This window comes from Pseudomonas sp. MIL9, assembly GCF_016887925.1.
Lineage (GTDB): Bacteria > Pseudomonadota > Gammaproteobacteria > Pseudomonadales > Pseudomonadaceae > Aquipseudomonas > Aquipseudomonas mohnii.
In genome coordinates this window covers 179,489-195,531 of sequence record NZ_JAFEHE010000008.1, presented here as the reverse complement: position 1 = coordinate 195,531, position 16,043 = coordinate 179,489, and the positions used below count along the sequence as shown (strand labels likewise).

Below are 16,043 nucleotides of genomic sequence, written 5' to 3'. Positions count from 1 at the left end.
CCGGCGCCGTCAGCAGGCGGCACCGGTCCGGCAGGTCAGTATCAATAGATGCTGAACGGGAAGTACTTGTCGTTGATTTTCTTGTAGGTACCGTCAGCAACGATTTCTTTGAGTGCGGCGTTCAGCTTTTCGCGGATCGGGTCGTTCTTGCGAACGGCGATGCCGATCTTGTCGCTTTCTTCCACCGGGTCGCCCTTGAATTCGTAGGCGCGGCCGGCGTCGCTTTTGAGCCACTCGTAGTTGACGTACTTGTCCGCCAGGATGCCGTCCAGGCGACCGGAAGTCAGGTCGAGGTAGGCGTTTTCCTGAGTGTCGTAGAGTTTGACTTCAACGCCTTCCATGTTGTCTTCCATCCAGGTGCCGGCGAGGGTCGCACGTTGTGCGCCGATCACTTTGCCTTGCAGGGAAGCCTTGTCGGTCTTGAACTCTTTGTCTTTCGGCGCGATGAATTGCAGCTTGTTGGAGTAGTACGGGTCGGTGAAGTCCACCGCTTGCTTGCGCTCGTCGGTGATCGACATCGACGAGATCAGGAAGTCGAACTTCTTGGCGTTCAGGGCCGGGATGATGCCGTCCCAGTCGGACGTCACAACGGTGCATTCGACTTTCATCTTGGCGCACAGGGCGTCGCCGATTTCCTTGTCGAAGCCGACAACGTTGCCACTGGCATCTTTATTGTTGAACGGCGGGTAGGCCGCTTCGATGCCCATCTTCAGGGTTTCGGCCATGGCACCGGCGCTGAAGGCCAGGGTGACGGCGGCAGCCAGGAAGATCTTTTTGTAGTTCTGCATGCGGGTAGCTCCGTTAGCGGTTGCTGGACATGAATTGTTTGCAGCGTGCCGAAAGCGGGTTTTCAAACACCTGCTGTGGCGATCCTTGCTCTTCTACCAGGCCCTGGTGGAGAAACACCACTTCGCTGGAGACCTGACGGGCGAAGCCCATTTCATGGGTGACCAGCAGCATGGTGCGGCCTTCTTCGGCCAGTGCGCGGATGACATTAAGTACTTCCTGGACCATTTCCGGGTCAAGGGCGGAGGTGGGCTCGTCGAACAGGATGACCTTGGGCTGCATGGCCAGGGTGCGGGCGATGGCCGCACGCTGTTGCTGGCCGCCGGACAGTTGCGCCGGGTAAGCGTGGCGCTTGTCGGCGATGCCGACCTTGGCCAGCAAGGCTTCGGCGACCTCGATGGCCTCGGCTTTGCTCTGGCCGAGCACGCGGCGCGGGGCCTCGATGATGTTGTCGAGCACGCTCATGTGCGGCCACAGATTAAAGTTTTGAAATACAAAACCAATTTCACTGCGCAGACGGTTGATCTGCTTGCCGTCGGCGGCGACCAGTTCGCCATTCTTGGCGGCTTTGAGCTTGAGTTCTTCACCGGCGACCAGGATCTGGCCCTGGTGCGGGTTTTCCAGCAGGTTGATGCAGCGCAGGAACGTGGACTTGCCGGAACCGGAAGAACCCAGGATCGAGATCACATCGCCATCGCGGGCTGTCAGCGAGATGCCTTTGAGCACCTCCAGCGAGCCGTAGCGTTTGTGCAGGTTGCGGATTTCAAGCGCGGGCGTGGCCTCAGCCATGTGCGTTCCTCATTGTGTTTTGCGCTCCTGCTGTTGGTGGCCTTCCTGGCGAGGCGGCCAAGCTAGCATAGCGTTTCAAGGGCAGCCAACAGCGCTACGGGCAGTAAACGGGTGGCATGGGGCAGGTTGTCGCATCGGCACAGCGGACTGTCGCCCCATCAACAACCGAACAGTCGTTTGAACCCTGCTTCTGGAGAGAAAGCCAGGCGGCTGTTCTAAAAAAGGGCGCGATGTTGCCAGCTTTGGCGGGGGGTTGGAAGCGCTAACAGGCCAAAGGTTATCGATCTGCCCTTTTATCGTGCGCCGAACCATTTTTGTGTGTGTTTCCGGTGCGCGGGATTGTCACTTCAAGTGAGTCGGAGGGTAACGTTCTGGCGAAGTGCCATTGATATCAACGGCTTGCGATGACCGTCCGGTCAGGTGGAAAGCGCCGGAACAGGCGGCTTTGAAACATTTTGGCGCAATTATTGCGTGCAGATTCCGGAACACCCCCGTTTGTTTCTTTTTACACAGAGGAGCGCCAAGCGGGTGAATGTATTCGCTTCTCCTTACAAAGGTAGTTTCAATGAGCAGTACCCATAGCTCTAATGGCCTCGAACAGGGGCTCAAACCGCGTCATGTGACCATGCTGTCGATTGCCGGGGTAATCGGTGCCGGCCTGTTCGTCGGCTCGGGTCATGCAATTGCCGCCGCCGGCCCGGCCGTCCTGTTGGCCTATGCCGCCGCCGGTATGCTGGTGGTGTTGGTTATGCGCATGCTCGGTGAAATGGCCGTCGCCTCGCCGGACACAGGCTCCTTCTCGACGTACGCCGATCGCGCGATCGGTCACTGGGCCGGTTTCACCATCGGCTGGTTGTACTGGTGGTTCTGGGTGCTCGTCATCCCGCTGGAGGCCAACGCCGCCGCGACCATCCTGCATGCCTGGTTCCCTAACGTGGCTATCTGGGCCTTTGCCTTGGTGATCACGATGTTGCTGACAGTGACCAACCTGTTCAGCGTGAAGAACTATGGCGAGTTCGAATTCTGGTTTGCCCTGGTCAAGGTCCTGGCGATCATCGGTTTCATTGTGCTCGGCGTGCTGGCGATCTTCGGCTTCCTGCCAGGCAGCCAGGTCAGCGGCGTTTCGCACCTGTTCGACACTCAGGGCTTCCTGCCAAACGGCATGGGCGCGGTGTTGGGCGCGATCCTGACCACCATGTTCTCCTTCATGGGTACCGAGATCGTGACCATCGCGGCCGCCGAATCGAAGAACCCTGGCAAACAAATCACCAAGGCCACCAACTCGGTGATCTGGCGGATCGGCTTGTTCTACCTCGTATCGATCTTCATCGTCGTGGCCCTGGTGCCGTGGAACGATCCGCTACTGGCCAGCCTGGGTTCCTACCAGACCGTGCTTGAGCGCATGGGCATCCCGAACGCCAAGATGATCGTCGACATCGTGGTATTGGTCGCGGTGACCAGCTGCCTGAACTCGGCGCTCTACACCTCGTCGCGCATGTTGTTTTCCCTGGGCAAGCGCGGTGATGCACCGGCCATGTCCACCCGCACCAACAACAGCGGCACGCCATACTGGGCGGTGATGTTGTCCACAGGTGCTGCGTTCCTGGCGACATTCGCCAACTACGTGGCCCCGGCGGCAGTGTTCGAATTCCTGCTGGCCAGCTCCGGTGCCATCGCACTGCTGGTGTACCTGGTGATTGCGATCTCGCAACTGCGCATGCGCAAACAGCGTGTGGCTCGCGGCGAGAAAATCGTCTTCAGCATGTGGCTGTTCCCGGGCCTGACCTACGCGGTGATCGCGTTCATCGTCGGCGCCTTGACCATCATGCTGTTCCAGGAGGCCCATCGCGTGGAAATCCTCGCGACCGGCCTGCTCGCCATCATGGTGGTTGCGGCCGGCCTGCTGGTTGCTCGCCGTCGTCGTAGCGAGAAGATGATTGGAGCGGTTGCTCGCTGAGTCCCTGACTCACGCCAAACGTTGTTGAAATGAAAAACGGCCGCTGTCAGCGATGACAAGCGGCCGTTTTTTTTGCCTCGAAATCTTTACTCGCCTTTCGCTTCCTGGGCATCCAGCGTCTGGCGATAGCTGTCGAGTGCATCGCCGAAGTCGGTGATGAACTGCGGGTCGGTCAGCCACGCCTGGGCGGTGTCGCGGTCCATGCCGTCGGCCCACATGCGATAGTCGATCAGCATGTCGGCAGCCAGGTGGGTGGCGGCCATGGCTTCGTTGTCGGCGTTTTCCATGTCCAGCAGTTCGGGATGGTCGTTGATGATCCCGGCGAGGTCGGTCAGCAGGGTCAGCAGCATGTCATTGCGACCGATGGCTTCCGCGTCACGCATCTTGCTGAACATCGCCAGGGTGTATTCCGGGATCGGCTCGCCGATTTCGCCCAGATCATCGTCCAGCGCGGCGGGTTTTCTGCCGTGGATGTTGATTTGCCTGGCTTTGGCTTTTGCACGTTTGGCGCGTTTCTGTTGCTTGTTCAGGGAGGCCATGGGAACTCAGTTCGGTTTCTGTTGGGTTTGGGTCGCGATGGCGTCGGACGCCGCCACGTAATCAGCCTGGAAGGCCGGGGATTCGATCCACGCCAGGGCACCGGCTTCGTCGGTGTCGGCGGACCATTGGCGATACTCGATCAGTGCCGCGAGGATGAAATCCATCGCGCCTTCTTCGCCTTCCTGCTCGTATACCAGTTCCAGCAGCGGGTCTTCGAGGAAGGCCGTGCACATGGCTTGCTGGCTGATTTTTTGCGCGTCGATCATTTTCTTGAACAGTTCGGTCAGGTCCACTGACTCGAAGTCGATGCGGTCGTCGTTCGGGTCCAGCTCGACCGGCGCGGCGGCCCGTTGGGTGCGGTTCTGCTTGGCCTTGGCCTTGGCGCGGGAGGCGCGTTTTTGCTGCTTGTTGGCGGAGGCCATGGGCGTCGTTCCGTAATTCGTTGAAAGGGCGGCTTATTCAGCTGCGGGGCACCGTCCGCCCGGGTGTGCCGGGGGCCAGCTCACCGTTTTGCAGCCAGGACAATGCAATGGGCCATAGTGTGGCTTGGTATGCGCTGCGAAAAAAGGCGAAATGCCCAACTTCTTTTTCGCCGATGTCTTCGGGCGCAATGCGCAGGTGGGTGTTGCTGGCGTGGGTGAAGTAGCCGAGCAGGCGTTCGATGGCCGGGATCGTGCCATAGGGGTCGTCGCTGACGCTGATGGCCAGGGCTTTCGCGGTGACAGCGGCGAAATTCCTGATGTGGAGATCCTGGCCGCTGGGGCGCCTTTCGTAACGAGCGGTGGGTGTACTCCAGTCACGGACCACGCCGGCGGGCGTGTCCTCCAGCCAGCCGAGGCGCTTGCCGGGAAAGTAACCGTAGATCATCGTGATCAACGGCATCACCACATGCCACTTGCCAAGCATCCGCCAGCGATGAGCGGGCGCATAGTCGCGCCAGTACGCGAATTGCGCGCCAACGGTCACCAGGCGGCGGATAAGCCGTCCCGACGCTCCCAGGCCCGCTGCACAGCCTCCAAAGCTGTGTCCGACCACATCGATCGGCTGATCGGGAAACTCACGCTGTGCGCGCTTGAGCATCGCCTCGAAATCCAGGGCACCCCAGTCGGACCATGACGCCTTCAATCCTTTCAGTGACGCGGGGCGCGATTCACCGATGCCGCGGTAGTCATAGGTGATCACGTCGAAGTCATTGGCAAACAGGTAGTCGGCGAAGCGCGAGTAGTGACGGCAGCGCACCGAGGTGGCGGCGTTGATGATGACGACCGGGCGCTGAGTGTCCTGGACAGCATGCCGCCAGGTGAAACCTCCGAGTAAAAAGCCATCTGCGGCGGGCTCCTTGAAGGGCTCGCCAAGTGCGTCACTCGCCAGCGGCAGCTCGATCTGAGTGGGGGCGAGAGGTGGGGTTTCCTGCAAGTTCATCGGTGCCCGTCCTTTGCGGATAGTTGCCAACGATAGTCTTCACGCGGCAGATGAACAATCCATCGGGGTTATCGTCGGTTCTGACTCAGCGGCTCTTAGCAGTCCGGGGTCGTTCCGGGCTCGCCCCAAGACTGAATCAATCTAAAACTCCTGCCTTCGCGCGCAAATCAAAAGAAGGGTAACGAATGGGTTCTGAAGAGCCCGGGAGTCGCCATCATGAAAACCTTCCATTCACTGTTGTTGCCCATCGCCACAGTCGGCGTATTCATGTTTTCAGCCATATCGCCTGCCGCCAGCCTGGAGCCCGTTGACGGTTCGGGCGTGCAGATTCAGCGGCAAGAGGAAAACGGAATTGCCTATCTGTCTGGCGGCATCGGCGAGGATGAAGCGCACGCCATCCAGCAGACCACAGGCTACAACCTGCACATGACCTTCTCCGTTGGCCCCCTGAACGAGTACATCCCTGACGTGAGCGTGGTCATACAGAAGGACCACGGACAAACCGTGCTGACATTGAGCGACGCCGGCCCGCTGGTTTATGTGCAATTGCCCGCTGGCAAATACACCGTCGTCGCCTCGCGTAATGGCGAGGAGCGGCGTGACACGGCGGATATCGGCAGCGGAGCGGCCCGCAACATGGTCTTTCACTGGAACAGTAAAAGTTAGCGAGTGGGCAAAAGCCGGGGGAGGGAAATAGAACCCTGAATCTTGCGATTCAGGGTTTTTTGTATATGTGGGCGGTGATTGGTTGGGGGCGCTGGTTGATTGAAATACTCATAACCAAGCCAGCGATTGGATCACCGCAATGCGCAAGGGATTGGTTTCTACGCTTAGCAGCTTGATGGCCAGGGCGCAGCAGTGTGGAGGGGTAAGCGCGAGGCGGAACAGGAGTTCGGTTCTTTGATTTGCGGCTCGTCATTGATTTTGATGAGTCCATCATCCAGCCCGTCCTCAAGTCCGCAAACAGCCGTTTTTCACTGGCTGCTTGCGGAGTGCATTGCGCTAGGGTTTTCGGTTTGCCAAAACGCAATGGATGGATTGCTGAACAAACACCTGGGGGGATGTGTTAGCGGATGCTGCGGATGTTGCCTTTGTTGCCTTTGTTGCCTTTTACCGTGACGGAAACTTTTTTGAAGATGAAGTAGTTTTCTTCGTTCACTTCATAGCGAGGGGCGACGATCAGGTCGGCTCCGGAGGATTTGACCGCTTTGTAGGCCGCAGCCGATTTGACGGCGCTGACGGGATCCAGACCAAGACCGCTCAGGCCACCGCTCTCGCCGCCGTAGCTGACGCCATCCGCAAACTGGGAGTCGCCACCAAACTTGAGGACGCCGAACAGAACGTTGACCGAAGACTGGCCGGAGATGGTGTCACCGACGGCGATGTCTGCTTTCAGGTCTGCTTTGACGGTGCTGTCGATCGGCGAAGAAGGTTGGCTGTTGTTGTAACTGACGCAGCCGCTTGCTGTCGCAATGATTGTCGACAGGGCGAGGAACTTCAAAAGCGTATTCAAGAAATGCTTCCTTACTTTGAAACGTTGAATGCAGGCAGATTTGCTGCTGCAAAAGTTTCACTTTGTAAGGGGTGTGCGCTCAATGAGACGTATCCCAAGGTGATGTATGAGGAGGAGGATGCGCATAGAGAGAAAAGGGTGTCGCGGGTGTAGGAATTTTCGGCGGCGTTCGGACTGGACAAATCACGGGCATAAAAAAACCCTGAATCTTGCGATTCAGGGTTTTCGGTATTTGGTGCCCAGAGACGGAATCGAACTTGTGATCTAACCTATTGTATTAGATGAATAATCTGTATGCGGTCAATGCAATCTACTCACAAATCTACTCACTTTTTACAATCTTGCACCGTTTTTCCATCATCTACGCGTCACCGCCAGTAGTGTTTTCGTAGCCCTTTCAGTCGGACAGACGGTATCAAGCCAGTGGCTTCGGACTTCCGAGTTTTGACTCTTTGCTAATCGGTGGCGCGGTGCTCTGTCCTGACCGAGACTTATCTCCTCGATTAGCCGTTGATGGTTTACCCATCTCTACCCAAGCTTCGTAACCTCCTACGTCGATCAGCACCCGCCCATCAGGAGCGTGTCGCCAGACTCGATCCTCTAACCAGGTGCCGTCAGCGATCTTCGATCTCACTGCGGCTTCTGTATATCCCGACTCGCTGGAGAATTTTCTGACGGTCAGATAGCGCATTTTTTCGCGCTCCTCAATTTGTTCATTTACATTTCGGCTCGCGATATATAAAGCTTGGGCGTCATTTGGTTGAACTGCCCCAAGACCGGGGAGTCTGGCGCGGCTGGCAGATGAGGTGAAGGCTGGAAGGATAAGGCGATTATCAGCTGGTTAGTATCGGCAAGCAGGCAAAGCTCAAGCGATATACCAAAGTTAAAACGCACACCACCAAAATCCGTTTTAAATCAGAAGGATATGAGGAAAATGGCTAATTTGCCCACCAGCCCTAAATCACAGTTGCCCCTGGCAATTGATGCTCAGATTGAAATCGACGGCATCGGTATGGGCGTACTATCAGACGGCACCCCATTTCTAACCGCGCGAGGTCTCGCAAGACTGTGTGGCATTCAGCACACATCGATACTGGATATCGCGAACGATTGGACGTCGAATCGACCTGCTATCACCAAGATCCATTCCCTATTGCAAACCCACGGGCTCAGTTACACCGAGCCCTACACGACGGTTGTCGACAAGGGGACAATGTCCCACGCTTACCCAGACGGCGTATGTTTAGCGATCCTGGAATATTACGCATTTGAAGCGGGAATAAATCGTAAAGATGAAGCACTGATGAATTTCAGGCTTCTAGCAGGGAAAGCCCTTCGGGATTTCATCTACACGCAAGTCGGATATGATCCAGAGAATCACGTACCTACTCAGTGGAAGCAGTTCCACGACAGGATGTCTCTGGTCTACAACGCGGTGCCAGCCGGCTACTTCGGGGTCTTCAAAGAAATCGCTGATATGGTCGTCCATCTCGGACAGAGCGGCATTCATATTGACAGCTCCTTCGTCCCTGACGGTAGCGTGGGGATACACTGGGCAAAACACTGGAAGGCCGCTGAGTTAGAAAATTTGTACGGCCCTCGTATCAAATACGATCACAACTATCCAGATTACTTTCCGCAAGCCCTGTCGAATCCTCAGGAATCAAACTGCTATCCAGAGGCGGCGTTGGGAGAGTTCCGACGCTGGTTCCGTGAGGTTTACATTGGCGCTGGCAAGTTTGAGGCGTACCTAACAACGAAGGTCAAAGCCAAATCTCTACCCATATCTGTAGCTCAGCTGGCGATCTCCTCGTACTCAAATCAGCCGCTTTTAAAGTAATCAACTGTGTCGCTGTTTAGAGCCCGGCCCGGCGCTGGGCTCTTTATTTCTTTCCAAAGTCCCACCCTTCAGCCCTCGCCTTCTGGGCTCAGATCGAACATCCATTTAGCGATTGCTGACTGGCGCCAGGCCACCGAGTTGGGCCCTATCCTGACCTGTCTGGGGAAGGTGCCTTCCCTGATCCGGCGATAAATTGTGTTTCGGCCAAGGCCGGTGATGTGAAGCACCTCGTCGAGGCGAATGAAGCGATCGATGCCCGCTGTCATTTCCTGATATCTCTCAGTGTTGGCGGTGTCTGCCGCGGCCTACCAACCTTCGGCGCCTTGTTCTCGCCGTCCCGGCAGGCGCGCAGGAAATCCCGAACATCCGCCTTGAGCCAGCAGTGTCTGGTGCCCATTCTGAAACTCTTTGGTAACCAGTCCACGCCCCGGCGCATTCCCTCTCTGACCGACGCCTCAGTTCGGCCAAGCATCGTTGCCAGGTCGGCAACAAACAACACTTCGCAGTTATCGTCCATACGCGCCCCCTGCTGACGTTGGTTCAAGCCGTGCCTTGTGACTTGAGTCTGGCCAACCCCTGATTGATATGTCCGGCGTTTTCGCCGATCGCGTTCAACGCAGTCCGAATATTGTCGCCGGCTTCGTCTTGCCCCTGGCTTTCGACTAACAGGGTCAGCTCCATCAGCGCTGCCTCCAAGGCAAGTTGGTTGTGATACATGCGCTCAAGGACATCAGGGAGAGAGTATTCAGAGGAGGGCATCGCTTCGACTCCATTCGAGAAAACGAAAGCGTAGCACTGCCTCAAAAGACGGCGCAGTCATTCGCTCAGCGGCTGAATGAGATCCCCTTGGCGAGTAACAGCGCATGCTACGAGATGTTGTAATCGCTTGTGCAAGCGAGCTCAACCTCAACCTTGGCCGCCGGGGTGTCGGAGTCGCCGCGGTAGCGCGTCGGGCGCCTGATATACAGATCACCTGATTCTTTGGCTGCCTGCTCGATCAACTGAGCGGCAAGGACCAAATTGCCGCGCTCCTCGGCTTCCTCAACCATTCGACCGAGTGCGCGCAGGCGATAGGATCGGTTGGCAACGGGGATCTCAATCATCGCCTCGCGGAATCCTGCCCGAGTGTCCTCGAACATCGTCACCCAACGCTTGGCCAGGCCTTTGCTGCAACGCTTGGTCGGGTCGTGCGCTTCGACCTGCTGGCGCGATACCACAACGTCAAAGCTCTGTTTCACCGCGGTTGCGACTTGGGTGGGGGAATCGAAGCAGGCGAGCGCCTGGACGATGAAAGCTTTGATTTCGTTGTTGAGCGCGGCCATGGGATTGGATCTGTCTAGGGTCTGTCAAGAATGTGTTTTATGGTTGCGCGGAAATCGGGCCAAGGCAATTGAATAAGTGACGCGAAGGCGCACGAAACCATGATATTTCACTGTTGCAACTTACTATCGCAGGGTTTTTACCTGTCAGCACATCGGAGATACACTCAAACCTGAGCACATCTCCCGGAGAGCCCATGTCCATTATCGATTGCCCGTACCTGGATGAAATCAAGGTGGTCGTGCCACCAGAACTGGCGCTGCTGATCGTGCGCAAGGCTGCAAAGCTCGCCGCTGACTTCGAAGAGCAAGCCCTGGACCAGTTGACCAGTGACGCACTCCGCGAGCTGCGACGTGGCACTGACGCCCGGGTGATCTATCGCCAGTTGAGCTTCTGAAAAAAGGTTAAGTTTTGTTAAGTCCGGCGCCTGTTTGAATCTCAGGTTTTGTCAGGTTCTGCTGCGAGCGAAACACAAGTTTCCACAAGTAAATCGGCCTGACAGATGTACTCAGTTTTGAGTACATCTCAGGTCATTCATGGGGTTCGGTTTTCGCATATCGGGTTTCATTCATGGGGTGTTTCGCAGATGGGGGTCATTCGGAGCCGTTCGGGCATTCAGGCGCTCATTCATGGGGTTTGTTTTCGCAGCGAATGAAACCGTGGAAACCACTTTGGAAACCATCTAAAAATACGCCGCCCGGTACTTGACGGGAGGCTTCCATGGGGTTGATTTCCCAAACTGCATTCGATGCTTTGTCGGCTCCGAATAATGCCCCTAGGTTCGCATTGGCGGGTGCGAACCAGAAGTGCGAACTAGCGGTGCGAACCATAACATTTGATAACAGGCGAGCACTCTTCGTGCCTTGTTCATGGTGCGTGACGGTCCCGCGTGACGACTGCGTTAAAACACCCCGATAGGCACTTGACGCGGGTCATTCATGGGGTCGTGTTTCCCCAAATGGGTTTGATGGTTTTGTGACCAGCGAAAAGTGGCAACCAATGGTGGCAACCGCACCTGGCAACTGTCATGGGTATCCGCCCCGGAATGCCCTCAAACCGTGGATACCAGAGTGGATACCATCTTGCGGTACCGGCAGCGAGACAGACGATATCGTCTCAGTGGGATCATATGATCTATCTCAAGGCATGAAAAAACCGCCCGTAGGCGGCTTTAGTACGCTTTACCTACCGACCGTAATCAACATATGGGCCGAGGTAGAAACCTTGCATATCCCCATTGATTCGATAGATGGCTTCCCTTCCAGATTTGATGTTGGCTGCGACGGTTTTGATTGCAGCGCCAGCACATAGCCCTGATTCGGCGAGCCCGGTGCCGAGATTCACATCTCCAGTGGGCAGATTGAAAGACGCCTTTTGGCCTGGTCCGATCTTAGCTGCGCGCTTTCCATCGATGTACAGAATGATGTCGCAACCTGATCCAACAAAACCATCATCCCTGAAAACTGTGAGGCCTCCCGAGTCTTTCGAGGCTGGGCCTTTGAAACCATAAATCTCATCGGAGGGAACCGGCTTCGCCTCGGAAACCGGCATTGGTGACGTTGCGCATCCGCCCAAAGCCAGTACGACTAGTCCAGCCGCGATAATCCTTTGCATGGCTTTTCTCTCCTGGAAAAGAGCGAATGTATCACTCGCCTCGACCTATTGCAGGCCTTACCTCATGTCGGAATAGCCTCTGCCCAGGTGCCGATTGCCACAACGCTGGAGCCGACCAACATCGTTCCGTAAACAACCGGGACAGGCAGACCTTGCTGTGTGGAGTTGAACGCACCATTGAAGAGATAGCTCGGCTTGTTTTCGGTGACGGCCTGCTCTTGCTGGCTGGGGGCCTTTGGTACGGGAGATAGCATCTGCATGACGCCGCCAAGTGCCAGCGAGATACCCATCGCGATTAGAGGCGGGCCGAAGGGTGTTGCCGAGGCAAAGGCGCCGACAACGATCAGTGCGACACCTAAAACTGTCTGAAACAGGCCGCCGTTCTTGCTGCCAGCGATGACCGGGACGATGCGAATCTCTGTCGTCCCGCTCATGGTGAACCTGTCTTCACCGACATTCTCTCGGTTGCGGAAAATGGCATAACGAAGGCCGCGGCGAGCCGAGTCGCGGATGAAGTCGGCGAAGCCTTCGACGGTGTGCTGCAAAGCGCTGAACGCCTCGCGAGTGGTGCCCGTTTCCAATTGACGGAAAAACTCGCGGCCGAAGGTTTTGGCCAGGCTGCCAGACAAAAGGATGCGGGTCATCGGTGGGTTAACGATAGCGCTCATCGCGTCACCTCAAACTGGTTCATGGAAAGGGTCATGATTTACTCCGGTGCGCCGGCGGCGCTGTTGGTTGGGGCTTTCACGCCAAGGCGAATGGCGAGAAGAGATCGCGACATACGCGCCTGATCGAATGTCACCTGTTCATCCCTCGGGTCATAATTCCAAATCCGATCGCGGATCGTCTTATAGGCCCGGGCGCCGCGGAATGTCCCGCGAAGCAGATCGGCCGATACCCGCGCTTCTTCCTCGGTGAAGAAAGGACCGTCGATGGTTACCTTCAGGCCGTCGCGGACGTGCCGGACATCCCACACTAGGTATCCAGAGTCAGGCCCCTGTTTCAGCGAGTACGACGCAAAGCTGTTTGTCTTACACGCCTCGGCGAAGCGTTCTTGACCAGTCATTTACGAGGTCTCCAAGCTTTGCTGCCTGGGCTTAAAATGATCTTCAGGTATCGGTCTACATTAGCTTTCGAGTGCTCTCGCCCCTCTTGCAGGATCTCTGCGGGGCGCGTTTCAAAGTCTTCATGTAGAACCGAAGTCGTCCGAACAACGATCTCGATCGCCTCCTCTAGGATCTCCCGAACCCGAATAGCGTCCGGTTGCTTGGGCAGCATTTTCAGGAAGTGATTGGTCACTGCGTCACTTATTACTCCGACGAGGACCTGCTTGTCGTACTCAATTGTCATCGCTTATCTCCATTGAATTGGATGGCGGGAGCCGCCGAATAACCCAAGCCCTATTAGGCTAGTTGACCGCCGTTGCGCCTTTGGTTGGCGATCTCCTGTCGGGCGACTGTCTTCATCGCTTCAGCCAGCTTAGCGGGGTCTGGGATGGTGCTAGCGCCGTTGTCGGCAGCGTCTATGTAGAAGGTCATGGTGATCGGGGTTGCGCTGCTGCCGCCACGTACACCGAGGCGCCCTTGTGAGTCGCGCGCAAGCGGGACAATCGCCTCAGGACCGGCCTCACCCATGACGCCAGTCTTCCCGCCAGACATCCCGAAGGCGGTTGGCGAACTGACAACGCTGTTGGTGAACGCGCCGCCGTCGGCAAACATCTGCACGCCGCCGGACCAAGCACCGCCCTTGGCCTGAGTTTTCACCCAGTTCGAGTAGTCCGATCCGGTGTAGCCGCCCTGAGTGGCGCCACTAGAGCCGCCGAAATATGACCCGACTGCGTTGGCTGCCAGGCCGAACAAACCGCTCAAGGCCGAGGAGCTGGCCTGCTTCGCGGCAATGCGTGCCATATCCGAAATAATCGACTTGGCGAGGTCACTGAAAGACAGCTTTCCGGTCAACGCGAAATTTGCCAGAGCGTCGTCCATCTCGCCAAACGCATTAGTGAAGAGGCTTTTCGTTTGGCCCGACACATCTCTCGCCGAGTCTAGGTAGTTTGCCCACGCTGATGTCGCACCGGACTGCCAGTCAGCCTGGGCTACGGACATCTTGTCGTAGTTGCCAACCACGGTGGCGCGGTAGCTGTCCTCGGCGGTCTGCAGGCTTGCAAGATCCTTCTGGTAGTCATCCATGCTGTATTTATCTGGAGCCGTCCGGCGACGATCCAGCAGCTTGGCGCGCTCGTCATTGAACTTGTCAGTGGAACCATCGAGGCTGTTCTGAAGGCCTTGTTGACGATCGCCCAATCCAAGCCCGTTAGCGGCGCGCGCACCTGATGCCTCAAGCGCGGCGCGCTGCCGTTCGAGTTGATCGACATAAGCCTTCGATGCTGCGGTCTGAGCCTTGACCCTACCTTCCTCGCTGGTGGCGAGAATATTTAGCTGGCTGTCGGCATCCTTCTGCGCCTTGACCATGCTGGTGCGTGCATCGGCGATCTTCTGGTCAAGCTGAATGCGCTGCTCGCTAGTCGTGCCGGTGCGATCCTTCACCGCTTCCAGTGCGGCAATCTCGGCCTGATAGGCGCTGGTGACTTCTTCACGCTCTGCCCGGATCAACGCGGTGCGCTGGTCGAGGTAGTTTTGCTGCGTGATCAGTCCAGCCTTCTGCTGCGCCTCAAGTTCCTTTTCGGAGTTCGAATACGTGGCTTGCAGATCCTTGATTGCGTTTTGGGCGTCGTTGTAGCCGGTCAGGTCGAGTTGTTTGGCGCCGCCACCCTTGGCAGGCTTGCCGTTAATGCGCTCGAACTCGGTTTTCTTCGCTTGAGCAATCTGATCGGCCGTGTAAGCCGTGCCTTTCCTGGCAGCTTCGGCCGCGTCCTTGTTGATCTTCTCGTAAGCGTCAGCCGTTTGCTGGGTGAGCGACTTGCCTTTGTCGACCAGCAGGTTCAGACGCTGGCGGGCTTGGATCGATCGTTCATTAGCGTCCTGATCATCCTTGTTGGCCTGAACCCGGTTGCGGCGTTCCTGCTCCTCAAGCATCAGGGAAGCACGCTGCGCCTCAATGCCAGCAGCGCCCTGCCCGCCAGTACCGCGCGGACCAGCACCAAGTCTGGCCGCATTGGATGCTGCCTGTTCAAGCTCTGCCAGCTTTTCCTCATAGGTGGATTCTCGACCAACATCAAGCGCAGCGTCCCATGCCCATTTGGCAGCCTTGGCGACGTTGCTCCAGGCTTTCTCGATCGTGCCAAGCCGCTGAGTGATCTGCTCGCCTCGGCCCTGAACGGCATCATAAAATTCAACAGTGGCTAAGCGAACCGCTTCGGTATGGTGACCTTGCTTCTCCAGCGCGACGATCTGTTCGTACACGGATGCGGTCAGGTAGTGATACTGCTCATTCAGCTTGATCGAGGCCGCTACCGGCTCTTTGGCGATCGAGGCGAACTGCGCAACGGTTTCTTCCACCGCCTTGCCGGTCGCGCCCTTCATCGTCAGCGCGGCTTTGGTGATGCCCTCGAAGCTGTACGCGGCGATGTTTCCACTGCCAGCCAGCTGGGCGAGGACTTCAGCGGCCGCACCGGTTGTGCCCACCGTCGCGCTAACCTGGCGTGCGAGCGATGCCAACTGATCAGCGCTGGTGCCAGCCGCATTTCCGGTGAGGATCAGCGAGGTGCTATAGGCGGTCGCTTCCTGCGAGCCTTTGTAATAAGCAATGCCAAGACTAGCAGCAGCGGCCGCGGCCAGAGTGTATGGGTTAACCAGCCCACCAACGTAACCGCCCAGAGCCCGAGCAGCAGGACCAATCCCGCCGAACATATCCTTTAGTTGGCCGCCCTGCTGCAAGGCGACCATTGTTATCGGCTGGCCAGCAGCAATTGAGGTGAAAATGTCGGTGAATTGCGCAGGCACGCCGCGAAGGGCGTTTGCGGTCTGTTTCGCCGACATGCCGAGTTGATCGGTCTTCTTGGTAAACTTTTCGGTGGCTTGCCCAGCCCCTTTGGTTTGTTCGGCCATCTCTTTGATGGAGATGCCTACCTTCTTAGTCCCGCCGGCCAAGCTCTCCGTCGCCTTTTCGGCCTTCGCGCCAGCCTGCGCGAGGCTATCCAGTTCTGTGGATGCTTTGGCTACATCCCCCGTCTCTACTTTGATCCCGAGACTGGCTATATCTTGTGTCATGCCATTACCTCTTTAGCGCCGCTGGCGCTGGTCATGGGCTGATGCCCGGTGTCGTTGCTCATGCCGCGCCACGTTTTCGTTATTCGGGAAACG

19 protein-coding genes are annotated in these 16,043 nt (G+C 57.2%); 4 read left to right on the top strand and 15 right to left on the bottom strand.

What is annotated here, in order from left to right; genetic code table 11:
- Positions 1–41: 41 nt before the first annotated feature.
- Together JQF37_RS11185 and JQF37_RS11180 are read right to left on the bottom strand one after the other, a co-directional pair.
- A complete protein-coding gene (locus tag JQF37_RS11185) occupies positions 42–788 on the bottom strand; it encodes an ABC transporter substrate-binding protein (protein WP_130208510.1) in 747 nt (248 codons plus the stop codon).
- Positions 789–801: 13 nt separating this feature from the next.
- Positions 802–1,575: an ABC transporter ATP-binding protein gene (locus JQF37_RS11180; protein ID WP_007972784.1), complete on the bottom strand. Its 774-nt coding sequence runs from the start codon at positions 1,573–1,575 to the stop codon at positions 802–804.
- Positions 1,576–2,140: 565 nt separating this feature from the next.
- On the opposite strand from JQF37_RS11180, the gene gabP reads away from it, so the two are divergent.
- Positions 2,141–3,532 (top strand): GABA permease, encoded by a 1,392-nt coding sequence (gabP, locus tag JQF37_RS11175; RefSeq protein ID WP_130208512.1) that lies wholly within the window; start codon positions 2,141–2,143, stop codon positions 3,530–3,532.
- An 86-nt stretch (positions 3,533–3,618) separates the two neighbouring features.
- Here gabP and JQF37_RS11170 read toward each other — a convergent pair whose 3' ends face one another.
- From JQF37_RS11170 to JQF37_RS11160, 3 genes are read right to left on the bottom strand one after another with little or no spacing between them, the layout of a single operon-like run.
- Positions 3,619–4,071 carry a hypothetical protein gene (locus tag JQF37_RS11170; protein WP_047536296.1) on the bottom strand — a complete coding sequence of 151 codons (453 nt, stop codon included), beginning with the start codon at positions 4,069–4,071 and terminating at the stop codon, positions 3,619–3,621.
- Between the two features lie 6 nt (positions 4,072–4,077).
- Complete coding sequence (locus JQF37_RS11165; RefSeq protein ID WP_047536298.1) at positions 4,078–4,494, bottom strand: hypothetical protein; 417 nt, start codon at positions 4,492–4,494, stop codon at positions 4,078–4,080.
- A gap of 37 nt (positions 4,495–4,531) precedes the next feature.
- Complete coding sequence (locus tag JQF37_RS11160; protein ID WP_130208514.1) at positions 4,532–5,494, bottom strand: alpha/beta fold hydrolase; 963 nt, start codon at positions 5,492–5,494, stop codon at positions 4,532–4,534.
- Between the two features lie 216 nt (positions 5,495–5,710).
- On the opposite strand from JQF37_RS11160, the gene JQF37_RS11155 reads away from it, so the two are divergent.
- A complete protein-coding gene (locus JQF37_RS11155; protein ID WP_130208516.1) occupies positions 5,711–6,160 on the top strand; it encodes a carboxypeptidase regulatory-like domain-containing protein in 450 nt (149 codons plus the stop codon).
- 400 nt (positions 6,161–6,560) lie between these two features.
- Here the strand turns inward: JQF37_RS11155 and JQF37_RS11150 are convergent, their stop codons facing one another.
- Positions 6,561–7,007, bottom strand: a complete 447-nt coding sequence (locus JQF37_RS11150) for a hypothetical protein (protein ID WP_130208518.1) — start codon at positions 7,005–7,007, stop codon at positions 6,561–6,563.
- Positions 7,008–7,941: 934 nt separating this feature from the next.
- On the opposite strand from JQF37_RS11150, the gene JQF37_RS11145 reads away from it, so the two are divergent.
- On the top strand, positions 7,942–8,847 hold the full coding sequence (locus JQF37_RS11145) for a hypothetical protein (RefSeq protein ID WP_204149651.1): 906 nt from the start codon (positions 7,942–7,944) through the stop codon (positions 8,845–8,847).
- 68 nt (positions 8,848–8,915) lie between these two features.
- On the opposite strand, the gene JQF37_RS11140 is transcribed toward JQF37_RS11145, so the two are convergent.
- The 4 genes from JQF37_RS11140 to JQF37_RS11125 all read right to left on the bottom strand — a co-directional run bounded on the left by JQF37_RS11140 (position 8,916) and on the right by JQF37_RS11125 (position 10,169).
- Positions 8,916–9,113, bottom strand: a complete 198-nt coding sequence (locus tag JQF37_RS11140) for an AlpA family transcriptional regulator (RefSeq protein ID WP_204149650.1) — start codon at positions 9,111–9,113, stop codon at positions 8,916–8,918.
- The gene (locus JQF37_RS11135) at positions 9,110–9,364 is read right to left on the bottom strand and encodes a hypothetical protein (RefSeq protein ID WP_204149649.1); all 255 of its coding nucleotides are present in this window, start codon (positions 9,362–9,364) and stop codon (positions 9,110–9,112) included. Before JQF37_RS11135 ends, JQF37_RS11140 begins: the two co-directional genes overlap by 4 nt.
- Before the next feature lie 23 nt (positions 9,365–9,387).
- Positions 9,388–9,606 (bottom strand): hypothetical protein, encoded by a 219-nt coding sequence (locus JQF37_RS11130; RefSeq protein ID WP_204149648.1) that lies wholly within the window; start codon positions 9,604–9,606, stop codon positions 9,388–9,390.
- A gap of 107 nt (positions 9,607–9,713) precedes the next feature.
- Positions 9,714–10,169: a DUF2280 domain-containing protein gene (locus tag JQF37_RS11125; RefSeq protein WP_084318220.1), complete on the bottom strand. Its 456-nt coding sequence runs from the start codon at positions 10,167–10,169 to the stop codon at positions 9,714–9,716.
- A gap of 194 nt (positions 10,170–10,363) precedes the next feature.
- Between JQF37_RS11125 and JQF37_RS11120 the strand changes: the two genes are divergently transcribed.
- On the top strand, positions 10,364–10,564 hold the full coding sequence (locus tag JQF37_RS11120) for a hypothetical protein (protein WP_204149647.1): 201 nt from the start codon (positions 10,364–10,366) through the stop codon (positions 10,562–10,564).
- Positions 10,565–11,352: 788 nt separating this feature from the next.
- On the opposite strand, the gene JQF37_RS11115 is transcribed toward JQF37_RS11120, so the two are convergent.
- The 5 genes from JQF37_RS11115 to JQF37_RS11095 form a co-directional block, all read right to left on the bottom strand.
- A complete protein-coding gene (locus tag JQF37_RS11115; RefSeq protein ID WP_204149646.1) occupies positions 11,353–11,781 on the bottom strand; it encodes a hypothetical protein in 429 nt (142 codons plus the stop codon).
- Between the two features lie 62 nt (positions 11,782–11,843).
- Positions 11,844–12,449 carry a tail assembly protein gene (locus JQF37_RS11110; RefSeq protein ID WP_204149645.1) on the bottom strand — a complete coding sequence of 202 codons (606 nt, stop codon included), beginning with the start codon at positions 12,447–12,449 and terminating at the stop codon, positions 11,844–11,846.
- Between the two features lie 38 nt (positions 12,450–12,487).
- Positions 12,488–12,847: a hypothetical protein gene (locus JQF37_RS11105; RefSeq protein ID WP_204149644.1), complete on the bottom strand. Its 360-nt coding sequence runs from the start codon at positions 12,845–12,847 to the stop codon at positions 12,488–12,490.
- Entirely contained in the window at positions 12,844–13,131 is a 288-nt protein-coding gene (locus JQF37_RS11100; RefSeq protein ID WP_204149643.1) for a hypothetical protein, read from the bottom strand. The genes JQF37_RS11105 and JQF37_RS11100 overlap by 4 nt, the downstream gene beginning before the upstream one ends.
- A gap of 53 nt (positions 13,132–13,184) precedes the next feature.
- Entirely contained in the window at positions 13,185–15,950 is a 2,766-nt protein-coding gene (locus JQF37_RS11095) for a phage tail tape measure protein (protein WP_204149642.1), read from the bottom strand.
- Positions 15,951–16,043 lie beyond the last annotated feature (93 nt).

Excerpts from the sequence above, each read along its gene's own strand:
- JQF37_RS11185 (WP_130208510.1), bottom strand. The coding sequence starts at position 788 with ATGCAGAACTACAAAAAGATCTTCCTGGCTGCCGCCGTCACCCTGGCC.
- JQF37_RS11180 (WP_007972784.1), bottom strand. The coding sequence starts at position 1,575 with ATGGCTGAGGCCACGCCCGCGCTTGAAATCCGCAACCTGCACAAACGC.
- gabP (WP_130208512.1), top strand. The coding sequence starts at position 2,141 with ATGAGCAGTACCCATAGCTCTAATGGCCTCGAACAGGGGCTCAAACCG.
- JQF37_RS11170 (WP_047536296.1), bottom strand. The coding sequence starts at position 4,071 with ATGGCCTCCCTGAACAAGCAACAGAAACGCGCCAAACGTGCAAAAGCC.
- JQF37_RS11165 (WP_047536298.1), bottom strand. The coding sequence starts at position 4,494 with ATGGCCTCCGCCAACAAGCAGCAAAAACGCGCCTCCCGCGCCAAGGCC.
- JQF37_RS11160 (WP_130208514.1), bottom strand. The coding sequence starts at position 5,494 with ATGAACTTGCAGGAAACCCCACCTCTCGCCCCCACTCAGATCGAGCTG.
- JQF37_RS11155 (WP_130208516.1), top strand. The coding sequence starts at position 5,711 with ATGAAAACCTTCCATTCACTGTTGTTGCCCATCGCCACAGTCGGCGTA.
- JQF37_RS11145 (WP_204149651.1), top strand. The coding sequence starts at position 7,942 with ATGGCTAATTTGCCCACCAGCCCTAAATCACAGTTGCCCCTGGCAATT.
- JQF37_RS11140 (WP_204149650.1), bottom strand. The coding sequence starts at position 9,113 with ATGACAGCGGGCATCGATCGCTTCATTCGCCTCGACGAGGTGCTTCAC.
- JQF37_RS11135 (WP_204149649.1), bottom strand. The coding sequence starts at position 9,364 with ATGGACGATAACTGCGAAGTGTTGTTTGTTGCCGACCTGGCAACGATG.
- JQF37_RS11130 (WP_204149648.1), bottom strand. The coding sequence starts at position 9,606 with ATGCCCTCCTCTGAATACTCTCTCCCTGATGTCCTTGAGCGCATGTAT.
- JQF37_RS11125 (WP_084318220.1), bottom strand. The coding sequence starts at position 10,169 with ATGGCCGCGCTCAACAACGAAATCAAAGCTTTCATCGTCCAGGCGCTC.
- JQF37_RS11120 (WP_204149647.1), top strand. The coding sequence starts at position 10,364 with ATGTCCATTATCGATTGCCCGTACCTGGATGAAATCAAGGTGGTCGTG.
- JQF37_RS11115 (WP_204149646.1), bottom strand. The coding sequence starts at position 11,781 with ATGCAAAGGATTATCGCGGCTGGACTAGTCGTACTGGCTTTGGGCGGA.
- JQF37_RS11110 (WP_204149645.1), bottom strand. The coding sequence starts at position 12,449 with ATGAGCGCTATCGTTAACCCACCGATGACCCGCATCCTTTTGTCTGGC.
- JQF37_RS11105 (WP_204149644.1), bottom strand. The coding sequence starts at position 12,847 with ATGACTGGTCAAGAACGCTTCGCCGAGGCGTGTAAGACAAACAGCTTT.
- JQF37_RS11100 (WP_204149643.1), bottom strand. The coding sequence starts at position 13,131 with ATGACAATTGAGTACGACAAGCAGGTCCTCGTCGGAGTAATAAGTGAC.
- JQF37_RS11095 (WP_204149642.1), bottom strand. The coding sequence starts at position 15,950 with ATGACACAAGATATAGCCAGTCTCGGGATCAAAGTAGAGACGGGGGAT.